The sequence below is a fragment of the Roseinatronobacter monicus genome, assembly GCF_006716865.1.
Taxonomy (GTDB): domain Bacteria; phylum Pseudomonadota; class Alphaproteobacteria; order Rhodobacterales; family Rhodobacteraceae; genus Roseinatronobacter; species Roseinatronobacter monicus.
Genome location: NZ_VFPT01000001.1, coordinates 2,295,918 through 2,306,436, shown reverse-complemented (window position 1 = coordinate 2,306,436; position 10,519 = coordinate 2,295,918). Strand labels below are relative to the sequence as shown.

13 protein-coding genes are annotated in these 10,519 nt (G+C 55.6%); 9 read left to right on the top strand and 4 right to left on the bottom strand.

Annotated elements, in window-relative coordinates; all coding sequences use genetic code 11:
* Nucleotides 1-422 precede the first annotated feature (422 nt).
* The gene (locus tag BD293_RS11035) at nt 423-1,616 is read left to right on the top strand and encodes a hypothetical protein (RefSeq protein WP_211841014.1); all 1,194 of its coding nucleotides are present in this window, start codon (nt 423-425) and stop codon (nt 1,614-1,616) included.
* Nucleotides 1,617-1,822: 206 nt separating this feature from the next.
* Nucleotides 1,823-2,374 (top strand): TetR/AcrR family transcriptional regulator, encoded by a 552-nt coding sequence (locus BD293_RS11030; RefSeq protein WP_170207114.1) that lies wholly within the window; start codon nt 1,823-1,825, stop codon nt 2,372-2,374.
* Between the two features lie 4 nt (nt 2,375-2,378).
* On the opposite strand, the gene BD293_RS11025 is transcribed toward BD293_RS11030, so the two are convergent.
* The gene (locus tag BD293_RS11025) at nt 2,379-2,630 is read right to left on the bottom strand and encodes a helix-turn-helix domain-containing protein (RefSeq protein ID WP_142081665.1); all 252 of its coding nucleotides are present in this window, start codon (nt 2,628-2,630) and stop codon (nt 2,379-2,381) included.
* A 110-nt stretch (nt 2,631-2,740) separates the two neighbouring features.
* Between BD293_RS11025 and BD293_RS11020 the strand changes: the two genes are divergently transcribed.
* The 3 genes from BD293_RS11020 (at nt 2,741) to BD293_RS11010 (ending at nt 4,790) form a co-directional block, all read left to right on the top strand.
* Nucleotides 2,741-3,526, top strand: a complete 786-nt coding sequence (locus BD293_RS11020) for a division plane positioning ATPase MipZ (protein WP_142081663.1) — start codon at nt 2,741-2,743, stop codon at nt 3,524-3,526.
* Nucleotides 3,526-4,395: a hypothetical protein gene (locus BD293_RS11015; RefSeq protein WP_142081661.1), complete on the top strand. Its 870-nt coding sequence runs from the start codon at nt 3,526-3,528 to the stop codon at nt 4,393-4,395. The genes BD293_RS11020 and BD293_RS11015 overlap by 1 nt, the downstream gene beginning before the upstream one ends.
* A 62-nt stretch (nt 4,396-4,457) precedes the next feature.
* Nucleotides 4,458-4,790, top strand: a complete 333-nt coding sequence (locus BD293_RS11010) for a hypothetical protein (protein WP_142081660.1) — start codon at nt 4,458-4,460, stop codon at nt 4,788-4,790.
* Between the two features lie 91 nt (nt 4,791-4,881).
* On the opposite strand, the gene BD293_RS11005 is transcribed toward BD293_RS11010, so the two are convergent.
* Nucleotides 4,882-5,550: a helix-turn-helix domain-containing protein gene (locus BD293_RS11005; protein WP_142081658.1), complete on the bottom strand. Its 669-nt coding sequence runs from the start codon at nt 5,548-5,550 to the stop codon at nt 4,882-4,884.
* 127 nt (nt 5,551-5,677) lie between these two features.
* Between BD293_RS11005 and BD293_RS11000 the strand changes: the two genes are divergently transcribed.
* From BD293_RS11000 to BD293_RS10985, 4 genes are all read left to right on the top strand, one after another.
* Entirely contained in the window at nt 5,678-5,908 is a 231-nt protein-coding gene (locus BD293_RS11000) for a hypothetical protein (protein ID WP_142081657.1), read from the top strand.
* A 162-nt stretch (nt 5,909-6,070) separates the two neighbouring features.
* On the top strand, nt 6,071-7,036 hold the full coding sequence (locus BD293_RS10995; protein ID WP_142081655.1) for a tyrosine-type recombinase/integrase: 966 nt from the start codon (nt 6,071-6,073) through the stop codon (nt 7,034-7,036).
* A 213-nt stretch (nt 7,037-7,249) separates the two neighbouring features.
* Nucleotides 7,250-8,125 (top strand): phosphoserine phosphatase SerB, encoded by an 876-nt coding sequence (serB, locus tag BD293_RS10990; RefSeq protein ID WP_142081653.1) that lies wholly within the window; start codon nt 7,250-7,252, stop codon nt 8,123-8,125.
* Nucleotides 8,126-8,240: 115 nt separating this feature from the next.
* Complete coding sequence (locus BD293_RS10985) at nt 8,241-9,404, top strand: M20 aminoacylase family protein (RefSeq protein ID WP_142081651.1); 1,164 nt, start codon at nt 8,241-8,243, stop codon at nt 9,402-9,404.
* Between the two features lie 68 nt (nt 9,405-9,472).
* Here the strand turns inward: BD293_RS10985 and BD293_RS10980 are convergent, their stop codons facing one another.
* Both BD293_RS10980 and BD293_RS10975 read right to left on the bottom strand, forming a co-directional pair.
* On the bottom strand, nt 9,473-9,742 hold the full coding sequence (locus BD293_RS10980; RefSeq protein ID WP_142081648.1) for a glycine zipper 2TM domain-containing protein: 270 nt from the start codon (nt 9,740-9,742) through the stop codon (nt 9,473-9,475).
* Between the two features lie 227 nt (nt 9,743-9,969).
* Nucleotides 9,970-10,512 (bottom strand): histidine phosphotransferase family protein, encoded by a 543-nt coding sequence (locus BD293_RS10975; protein ID WP_142081646.1) that lies wholly within the window; start codon nt 10,510-10,512, stop codon nt 9,970-9,972.
* Between the last annotated feature and the right edge of the window lie 7 nt (nt 10,513-10,519).

The window sequence follows — 10,519 nt, the reverse complement described above, 5'->3', positions numbered from 1 at the left end:
GGATCTGGATTGAAAATAGAGGAACCTGAGGACGACGGCAAGCTCGGCAATCAGAACGTCTGCGCGTGGCGCTTGGCACGAAAGTCCTCAATGGGCTGGCACCGGTCGAGAGTGTCCGACCGTCCCCTTTGGGCCGAGCACGATGCTGCACGTGCGAAGGCTTCTTCCATGCTGCGGCCTGCCTGAATGTCGCTGATGGGCTCTTTCGCGACAGTTGCTCTGGACAAAACCCAAGCGTTTCTGTCCAAAGCGGAATCGACCGTTTTTGGCGCATCGGGGTCAGTACTGCGAGCGTCGGTCGCGCGGCGATCTAGGGCACTATCCATGATCATTGTGGCCGGGCTATACTCTCAATCAGACTGAGCGTAACAAAAATGGAACAAGGGATGTACAGGCAGAGCGGCGAAACAAAGCTAATGTTCATGAGTGGTGATGGCGACGCTGTTATGCGGAATCAGATCGAACAGGCACGGCAAGAAGCATCCCAGCTCCCAGAGCGACGCATTCTGAATACTGATGAAGGCACCTTACTTGATTATTTAGTTCAGAAGTACAGCGCTGAGGTACCTCAGCTAGACGAAGCAAATATTAGCGCCGAGCATCATGAACGCCAAGTCGCAGTTCGGGACTTCTTAGATGGCACAGTAAATGTCCCTGGGGAGTCGTTTGAAGTAGAGATCCCATTTAACGGCGATTCTGCTTTTTTCGATCTGAGGCCTAACCAATGGGACTCGATGCCGCCGCGCGGTACCGTACACGGCAATGCACTGCATCTATCGATTGCTGGGCGAACGCTGCAGGCTGGAGATGTCAAACAAACGATCGATAAGTTCGTCGCAACGGTCAACCAATATCTAAATTGGCATCGCAATCAGTGGGAAAATTTCGAAAGCTCTCTGCGGCGAGAAGTTGGTCAGGAGATTGCTCATAGGCGTGAACGCCTCTTAGCGCAGAAGGGTTCAGCGGCTCAACTCGCAACTCTCGGCATTAAACTAAAGGAAAAGCCTGGTGACACGCGAACATTTGTTCCTCCTGTAGTAAAGCAGAAGGTCACTCCACAATTACCGCCTATGCGTGCCTCCGCTCCGCCAGATCCAACATTGGACCAAGCACAATATGAAATGATCCTCGGCTTAATTCGTGGGGCAGGGCGGAGTATAGAGCAAAGTTCCTCCCGCACCCGTCAGCTCGACGAGGAAGCGCTACGGGACATGTTTCTTGTTCCTTTGAATGCACATTTCGGCACTGCTACCGGGGAAGCATTCAATTACAGCGGCAAAACTGACATCGCCATCAGGCATGAAGGCAGCAACCTATTCGTTGCAGAGTTCAAAATCTGGGGCGGTGCAAAACTCTTCTTAGACACCATCAGTCAGCTACTCAGCTACTTGACTTGGCGCGATACGAAAGCGGCCGTAGTCATGTTCAATCGGAATATCGGATTTTCCGGCGTGGTAAGCACGATGCGAGAGGCCACCAAACAGCACCCGCATTTCATTTCTGGTCCGACGAGACTTGATGAAACGAGTGACCAGTATGTGTTCTCGCTCGCACAAGACGCGGAACGCAAGGTGACTGTCTCGATACTAGCCTTTGATTTGGGACCGTCCGCATGAAGGAAGACGGGGCTCTGTGCAGCATGCGTATTCCGGAGCATCCGGCCACTCATTCCGACAACATCCGGCCACTGATTCCGGGGTATCCGGCCACCTGTGACGCGTTGCCGTGAGGCAGCGTGTTTTGGTTATCAGTCCTGAGGGGTTTCGTCATCCATTTTGGTGATGGTCTTGCGCATGGACTGGAAGTAATGTCAGAGGCGCATATGCGGAAAAAAGCCCCTGAAGCAGTGCGTCGGTCATTGCTGGATCATGCTGCCAGCATAGCTGCCGAACAAGGCATCAATGCCGTCACCACTCAAGCTGTTGCCGCAGGTGCTGGCGTCACTAAAGGCGGACTGTTTCACCATTTCTCAAGCAAGGACGCGCTTCTGGACGAGATGGTTATGGATATTATGCGACAGCTCGACAAAGCGATCGACGCTGCCATTGCTGCAGACCCGGAACCTTATGGTTCATTCACACGTGCCTATGTTGCATGCGCGCTGGGGCCGGAACATCACGATCTGGGGCGTGCATGGAAAACGCTGGGTGTGTCGCTTGCGGCCGAGGAACGGCTGCACAGCCTATGGTCCTCATGGCTCCGTAAGCGGCTTGCTGCCCATGCTGTAACTGACGGTGACCTTGTGCACGAGATTGTCCGCCTTGCGGCAGATGGTGCATGGCTCGCGCAAGGCAAAGATGATGAGCGCGATCCAGAAACTGCGCAGCGGCTACGCATCGGTCTTGACGAACTTACACGCACAGGTCTGAAGTGAAACATCAAAGGTGATCCGGCAGGTCAACCTGCCCAAACTCAGACAGGTCTCCGATATCTCGGCGCAGCACCTTCAGGACGACCATGAACTCGATCACATCGAGTCTGCGCTCACCAAGTTCGTATTTCCCGACGAAAGATGCAGGCTTCCCAAGCATTTTCGCAAGCTGCGCCTGTGATAAGCCGGCAGCACATCGCGCCTCGACCAAGGCCCTGAGTAACTTTTTATAAGCCTCGGTGTGAACTGTTCCAGCCAATGATCGATCCGCCAAATGATTTGACAGATCGCTACCCCCATTTCGGGTTTACCCCCAAAGTGGGGGTGATATGGTGAGCCAGAAACCGTCCACCATTCTGGAGACCGATCATGCACACTATCACATTCTTTGCCCCGAAGGGCGGCTCGGGCCGGACCACAGTGGTCATGGCGACAGCATCGGCGTTTATCGAGGCGGGCCATCGGGTAGGTGTTATCGACACGACGGAAGAGGCACGTCGGTGGCCGCCAAGTGGTCAGTCCTTCATCAGACAATGGCAGACCAGTATGTTGACCTCAGGTATCGGACCGGACCAGTTGGTGACGGCCTCGGCTTGGGACTTCGACAGCTTTTACAGCGCGAAGAAGGAACTCCTCACTGCGGGCTGCACACACATTCTGATCGACACGCCGAAAGCGCCAAACAAGTTGATCGAGTACGTGCTGCTTGAATGTGACCTGATTGTCATGCCGTTTTCCGGCTACTTCGAAGCGACATGGATCAGCAGCTGGGTCACATCAAATCTTTGCCCGGTTCGGAAAATGTTCGGTTTGGCGACCGGACTGATGGGTACTGAAGAACATCAAGCGATCCATCGGCAAGCGCTTTATGGATCACCAATGCTGAAAAGCAGCCTGCCGCGCAGTTATGTGTTCGCTAATCAGCTAATTGACGGCAGCTTCTACAAGCTGGAAGCAGGGTCCGACACCTTTGGATACACTGACGCCGATCTGCTTCACGCTAGATCGGCCGCGACCAAACTGATCAAAGAGCTGAACAGGCTGGTCAAAACCCGGAGCTTCAGCCGGTACCAGTGTGGCGAGCAGCTCGCTACGGGCCACCCGCTCGCACACCTGCAAGCACTACATGCGCAAGCGCCGGAGGCATTCTGCTGATGTTCACCCTCACACCCACCCGCGCTTTCATGGCGACAACCTGCCTCGCTATCCTGCCGACATTCGTTGCCGCACAGAACGTCCTGACACCGATTGATCCGCCCGCAGAGCGGCCCTATCCCTATGCTATCCTCGGCATTCAACCCGGTGACAGTCTTGATGATGTGATGGCAGTTTTCGCCAGCCGTTCCGATGAAGAGCCGACAGGTGAAAGCGACATGCTGACCGTGCAATCTCCTGACGGCCGATCCTTCGAGTTCACCTTCGAGCGCTACCGCGAAATCGGCGGTCAGACCATGAACGAGCGTGTGGCGCGGATATTCAAGCCGGAGCGCGTCAGGGCCGTGCTGACCTCCGATGTGATGGAGCAGCGCCCGATGACGCTCACACGGTCCCTGAACCAGCCCTCCGCCGATCTGCCGACCGCGCAGGCCCTGCAAGCCCAGATGGAAGAGACCTACGGCCCACCGTCCCTTGTCGAGACCCGCAGCGGCGGCGTGACGCTCACCTATGCGTGGGGCACCGAAGGGTTCATCCCCGATCTGGACGGCCAGACGCCGCGCGAGATCACCTTCCTGCGCAGCGGGTTCGAGACGACAGACAGCTACGTGCCCTGTCGGCGCAGCGGCGGTGATGCTTTCGACACGACCACCGACTACAACTTCGCTTATCCGCGCGTCCGCGAGCTGTTCCCCGATTGTGTCGCGATCTTCACCATCAGCTACGGCACCCGATCTGGCAATACAGGGATCACGTTCCGCCTCGATGACTTCGATCTGGCCCGCCAGCACCGCGATGCACTCGACAGCCAGATCATCGAAGCCCTGACAGGCGAACAGACCGTCGAACCGTCCAACCTCGATCTTTGACCGGACCGGGTGCGGGCGTTACCAGTTCACAGTGTAGACGCCACGAGACCGGAAACGACAGCATGACCACCGCACCCCGCCCCCGGATGACGACCTTGCAAGCCTACGCCTCCCACGGGTCGACCAGCTACGGTGAAATCAGCCCGGGGCGTTTTGCAGAAATCGTCAAAGGCGACACACCGACAGCCGGCGAAAAGGTCAGCGTCTGTCAGGGCCTGACAGAGATGCCGACCACTTCGATCAACCGGGACGTCGCGGGCGAACTGGCGGTCGAAGTTGGCGTGACCCGCGCCGCGCTGGACGCCCGCTGTCAGCAACTTTGCGGGGGGGCGTTGGGGGCATATGCATTCCCCGCAGTCCTGCCCCTGCCACCGAAACTGACCCCTGGTAGCTGATTTTACTTAGTCCGAAAGCAAAAATTTAGCTTTGAATATCTTGGTATTGTTTCGTGTATTGTTCTCGCCGCGAACAATACATGAAAGACACTCAACGTGAACTATCATTGGTTGGGTGTTCTTCTTGCATAGGACCCAAGTCTTCATCGACCATCGCCTGCCAAATCGCCTCATCTTCCTGATAGCGTTCCGTGTCTTCGCCATAATGCTCCGGGTCCGGAGGAGCAGGAAGGTCTTCAGGATGAAAGCGATATCGGGTGACCATCTTTACCGCATCGCGAATCATGTCGGGGTGTAGGCGTGGCCAACCTTGCCAATCGAAGCTGACTGAAAACCGGGCGACTTCCAGCTTGTCCGTCATATCCATTTTTGGGTACTCGCGCGTCAGATATTTCATGATGTGAAACATGTCATCAATCGCGGATTGAACCAGCTGGGGATTGGCTGAGGCTGAACGACCCAGCAACAGCTTATTCAGGTCGACGCCCGTTCTGACAGCAAGCCGCACTAGTGTGGTTGATGGTATAGGTCGCGCACCCTCCTCATAAGTGTAATAGGTTCGCGGAGTAATTTCGAGTAGGTCGGCCATTTCTTGCTTCTTGAGTTTCATGCGCATTCTGAGGTGCCGAAGGTTTTCATGGAGTGGCGATACGGGGGCGTTCTCGATGTCCTTTTGTTCAACCTCAAAGCGAAGCTGCTCTCTAGCCTCCAATCGGGACCAATCTTCTTCAGTTCCGGTTTTTAACTTATAGCCAGTCATAAGCTTTACTCCAATTTCGAATTAGGAACGTATGTTCCGGTAATGAATTATTTTACCGGAACGGATATACATGCTGCGCGTACCGTGTCAATACTTGCAACAGATTACATTCTATGCGGAGAGCGCAATGTCCGAACTGCTCACAAAAGGCCAAACACCCGAGGCGTGGAGCGAAGCTTTGCAGGAACACGGTGTTCATGTTTCGCCTCGTTTAATCAGATCAAGGGCGCACCAGAGCGGAAACTTCTACAAAATAGGCAGACTTATGCTGCTGACACCAGATCAGATGGAAGCACTGATCAAGTCTTCTGCCAGTTCAACAGTCACCGACAATACCCAAGAAAAAATCGATGGCTGATATCGTTCCAATCCACACCACGCCAAAAGAACTAGCGGCGAAACTTGGCGCTTCACCTCGCTTTGTATGTGACACTGTCCGAGAGCTTGGCGTCTTTTGCAAAGTTGGACAGAAAGTCATTATGTTAGACCATCACGTGGTCGCGTTTATGGAGGCGATGGAATGCCGCTCAAGGTCATCAAGCGCAACAAAACCTGGCACTACCAAGGGACAGTTGCCGGAGGGCGACTTCGAGGCACTACAGGCGCTACGGACAAAAGGATTGCGGAAAGGATCGCAGCAGAAGTCGAGAACAAAGCGTGGCAACGTCATCTCGATGGGCCAGGCGCAACGTTGACGTTTGCGCAGGCGGCGATTGCTTATCGGCAAGCGGGGCGAGACCCCCGATTTCTGGAACGCATCGAAGACTTTTGGAAAGACACGCTTGTCCCCAAAATCACTGGTGAAGCCATTCGTCAGATGGCGCGAAAGCTATATCCGGCCGCAGCAAACGCAACCCTGAACCGTCAGGGCATCGTGCCCGCGCAAGCTATCATAAACTACGCTGCAGAACTGGATTGGTGTGCCTCGATTAAGGTGAAGCGTTTTAAAGTAAATGCCAAAAGAAAGACTCCAGTCACGAGGGCTTGGGTGGAAGCCTTCGCTATGCAAGCAACGCAGGATGGCTTGCCCCATTTGGCCGCCCTCTGCCTGTTTATGTTCGGTACCGGCGCGCGCCGTGGCGAAGCATGCGCTCTTAAATGGAGCGACGTTGAGTTGTTTCAGAGGAAAGCGCTGATCAATCAAACAAAGATTGACGAACAGCGGGAAGCACACCTGTCGTCGCCAGTCATTGCTGCGTTGGCTAACATTCCTTCAAACCGCAACCCTGATGATCTGGTGTTTCAGTATGCCTCTGGTGAAAGTGTTGGTCAGGTCTGGAACAACGTATCAGAACGTGCTGGCATCAAGAAGCTTTCACCACACTGCTGCCGCCATGGGTTTGCGACTTCAATGCTACAAGCGGGAATAGATGCGAAGACTGTCGCTGTTCGAGGTGGCTGGAAAGACGTTGCCACAGTGATGAAATACTACGCCCATGCACTGGACGATCCGACTATCACGGATGTACTTTTTGGCACAAATTAGACACAAGATAAACGGCAGATCAAACTAACAAACTGTAAATAAAAGGAAATACAACAATGACTTATACCCTTCGTTGGGGAAGGGTGTCCCACTGCTGCCTCTACGGCGCAATCCGGGCTGGCACAAGATAGAAAATTGCACTAGAGCGCCGCTTGAGCGTGCAAAAACGACGCAGGCTGTTCACCATCGGAAACTTGCCCCGGACCTTTGCCCATGTATGTCGCCACTTTACTGACCAATCCTGCCACCCCGAAGCTGGACGCCGCCACTGTTGAGGCCTTGCGCAATGCGTGGGGCGGGGGCGCGGCGGTGTGGCTGAACCCTGGTGTTGCCGCTGAATTTTCGCTTGCGGTGATGCCCGACAATCTTTGGCAGGTCTGGCAGGATTTGCAGCCATTGGGCATTGATCTGGCCGTGCAAGCCGCCGAAGGGCGGCGCAAGCGGATGCTTCTGGCCGATATGGACAGCACCATGATCAGGCAGGAATGCATTGATGAATTGGCCGATGAGGCGGGCGTAGGTGCCTATGTCGCAGGCATTACCGCACGCGCCATGAATGGCGAGTTGGAATTTGAGGAGGCGCTGCGCGAACGTGTGGCGTTGCTGAAAGGGCTGGATGAAAGCGTGATCGCCAAAGTCATGGCCGCGCGGATCACCTTTACCCCCGGCGGGCGCGAGCTGATTGCCACAATGAAGGGCAATGGGAGCTATGCGGCGCTTGTTTCGGGCGGGTTCACGGCCTTTACAACCCATGTGGCGCAGGCGCTGGGCTTTGACGAGCATCGCGCCAATACGCTGCAAATTAAAGATGGCAAGCTGACAGGCACTGTGGCGGACCCCATTCTGGGCCGCGAGGCAAAGGTGGCAGCACTGGATGAGATCAGCGCGCGGTTGGGCATTTCGCCTGCCGAGGTGATGGCTGTGGGCGATGGGGCCAATGATCTGGGCATGCTGGGGCGTGCGGGTGCCGGGGTTGCACTGCACGCAAAACCCAGTGTTGCCGCGCAATGCACCTTGCGCATCAATCATGGCGATCTGAGCGCGCTGCTCTATCTGCAAGGGTATCATTTGGGCGAGTTTCATGCTTAAAGCGTGAACATGTGAAGTTTTTTGCGCGTCCTTCTAGCCCTGCGCCTTTGACTATGGCACTCTGCCAGCAGAAATGGTGCACAAGCACCGGATTACGCACGACAGAGGAAGATACATGCCAATCAAAAACCGATTTTCCGAAATGCTGCCGGAAATTACTGCCTGGCGGCAAGACTTCCATGCCCACCCCGAAATTCTGTTCGACTGTCACCGCACTGCCGGGATCGTGGCCGAAAAGCTGCGTGAATTCGGGTGCGACGAGGTGGTCGAGGGAATCGGGCGCACGGGCGTTGTGGGTGTGATCCGGGGCAAAAGCTCTGGCTCTGGTCGTGTGGTGGGCTTGCGCGCCGATATGGATGCGCTGCCGATCCATGAGGCGACAGGTGTGGACTATGCCTCAAAGGAAGCGGGCAAGATGCATGCCTGCGGCCATGACGGACATACTGCCATGCTGATGGGCGCGGCCAAATATCTGGCCGAGACGCGCAATTTCGACGGCACAGTGGTCGTGATCTTTCAGCCCGCCGAAGAAGGTGGCGGCGGCGGTGACGAGATGTGCCGCGACGGTATGATGGAGCGCTTCGGCATTCAGGAAGTTTACGGAATGCATAACTGGCCGGGCAATCCTGCCGGTGAATTTGCAATCCGACCGGGCGCGTTTTTCGCCGCAACCGACCAGTTCGAAATCTCGGTCGAGGGGCGCGGGGGCCATGCCGCCAAACCGCATCAATGTGTCGACACCACCGTGGTCGCCGCGCATCTGGTTGTGGCGATGCAGACCATCGTCAGCCGCAATGCTGATCCCACGATGGAAGCTGTGGTTTCGGTCACCTCTTTCGTGACCGAATCGCAGGCGTTCAATGTCATCCCCCAGCATGTGACCCTGCGCGGCACAGTGCGCACCCTGAGCACCGAGACGCGCGAGCTGGCAGAGACGCGGATCAAGGCACTGGCAGAACACACTGCCGCCGCTTTTGGCGCACAGGCGCATGTCGATTACCGCCGCGGCTATCCGGTTATGGTGAATTCCGAGACGGAAACCGAATACGCTGCCGCTGCTGCGCGCGCGGTGTCAGGCGATTGTGCCGCAGCCCCTCTGGTGATGGGCGGCGAGGATTTCGCCTATATGCTGGAAGAACGCCCCGGTGCCTATATCCTTGTCGGCAATGGTGACACGGCTGATGTGCACAATCCGGCGTATAACTTTAACGATTCGGTTATTCCCGCCGGGTGCAGTTTCTGGGTGGAACTGGCCGAACAGCGCATGCCTGCGGCCTGATCTCGCATGTGTGCCCAGTAAAAAGCCCCGGTGAAAACCGGGGCTTTTTTCAATCTATCTGACCGAAATCAGGGGCAGGCTGCCTCGTAATAAGTGCCGTCACCGCGTGCATAGGCGCATCTGCCAGTGTTCTGATTCTGTGCCAAAAGGGTACCTGCTGCTGCACCGGCAACAGTTGTCAGGATGGTCCAGTTGGTATTTGCGCCAAGCAAGTTGCCCACGGCCAAGCCGCCAGCCGCACCTGCGACACCGCCAACGACACTACGCTCTGTCTGTGTCATCTGGCACCCTGCCAGTGTCAGCGCTGCTGCGAGAATGGTAATTGGGATCAGTCTCATGGTATTCTCTCCTTTCGGGCATAACCCTGTCTCTATAACGCCACCTTAACACATTCTGCGCCGCTGTCACATCTTGATATATCAATGGGCAGAAACCCACCGATTTCAGCCTATTGGACGGAATAACCCTTGTCAGGATCATACAGTAAAATCAGCGTATCGCTGGGGCGAAGTGGTCATCTGGTCGAGATGTGTGCGACATAACCATAATGGGAACTATACTGCGGTCATGATCCAAGCATAACATCGAGCACATAGGCATTTCCATGCTCCGCCATGACCACGGGACACCCCTGCGTCACGATTTCGGTGCCAGCCAAGGCAAATTGTATGGTTGCCGATGTCAAATCTTCTACCAAGCCGCCCGCGTGCAAAGCGGCCCAAAGCCTGTCATCAATCCTCAGCCGATCCGAACGTGCAACAAGCTGCACCCCGGTTTGGACTGAATTGATTTCGATGTCGCCACCCCATGGAATTGCAGTTTCCATACACATCAGCAGCAAGAACATCAGCTTGATCTGTTGGCGGGTCAGGTTGGTCTGACAGTTCCAGATGACCCTGTGCTTCTGATGCGCCTGCAAGGCGTTCAGAACAGACAAGACTTCGGGGTGCGATATCAACTGCCCCGCCGAGACGATGCCGAAGGCGATGCGATAGAAGCGCAGGCGTGCCGTTGCGCTGTCTGTACTTTCAGCGATAAGCGACAACTCTGCCGAGGGTGTCGACGTAACCAGTTGCATCAATTCGACCCCATTTCCGATTGCGCCCATAGGGCTG

What these genes read in the sequence shown, in the direction of transcription:
- BD293_RS11035 (WP_211841014.1), top strand. Translation starts at nt 423, where the DNA reads ATGAGTGGTGATGGCGACGCTGTTATGCGGAATCAGATCGAACAGGCA.
- BD293_RS11030 (WP_170207114.1), top strand. Translation starts at nt 1,823, where the DNA reads ATGCGGAAAAAAGCCCCTGAAGCAGTGCGTCGGTCATTGCTGGATCAT.
- BD293_RS11020 (WP_142081663.1), top strand. Translation starts at nt 2,741, where the DNA reads ATGCACACTATCACATTCTTTGCCCCGAAGGGCGGCTCGGGCCGGACC.
- BD293_RS11015 (WP_142081661.1), top strand. Translation starts at nt 3,526, where the DNA reads ATGTTCACCCTCACACCCACCCGCGCTTTCATGGCGACAACCTGCCTC.
- BD293_RS11010 (WP_142081660.1), top strand. Translation starts at nt 4,458, where the DNA reads ATGACCACCGCACCCCGCCCCCGGATGACGACCTTGCAAGCCTACGCC.
- BD293_RS11005 (WP_142081658.1), bottom strand. Translation starts at nt 5,550, where the DNA reads ATGACTGGCTATAAGTTAAAAACCGGAACTGAAGAAGATTGGTCCCGA.
- BD293_RS11000 (WP_142081657.1), top strand. Translation starts at nt 5,678, where the DNA reads ATGTCCGAACTGCTCACAAAAGGCCAAACACCCGAGGCGTGGAGCGAA.
- BD293_RS10995 (WP_142081655.1), top strand. Translation starts at nt 6,071, where the DNA reads ATGCCGCTCAAGGTCATCAAGCGCAACAAAACCTGGCACTACCAAGGG.
- serB (WP_142081653.1), top strand. Translation starts at nt 7,250, where the DNA reads ATGTATGTCGCCACTTTACTGACCAATCCTGCCACCCCGAAGCTGGAC.
- BD293_RS10985 (WP_142081651.1), top strand. Translation starts at nt 8,241, where the DNA reads ATGCCAATCAAAAACCGATTTTCCGAAATGCTGCCGGAAATTACTGCC.
- BD293_RS10980 (WP_142081648.1), bottom strand. Translation starts at nt 9,742, where the DNA reads ATGAGACTGATCCCAATTACCATTCTCGCAGCAGCGCTGACACTGGCA.
- BD293_RS10975 (WP_142081646.1), bottom strand. Translation starts at nt 10,512, where the DNA reads ATGGGCGCAATCGGAAATGGGGTCGAATTGATGCAACTGGTTACGTCG.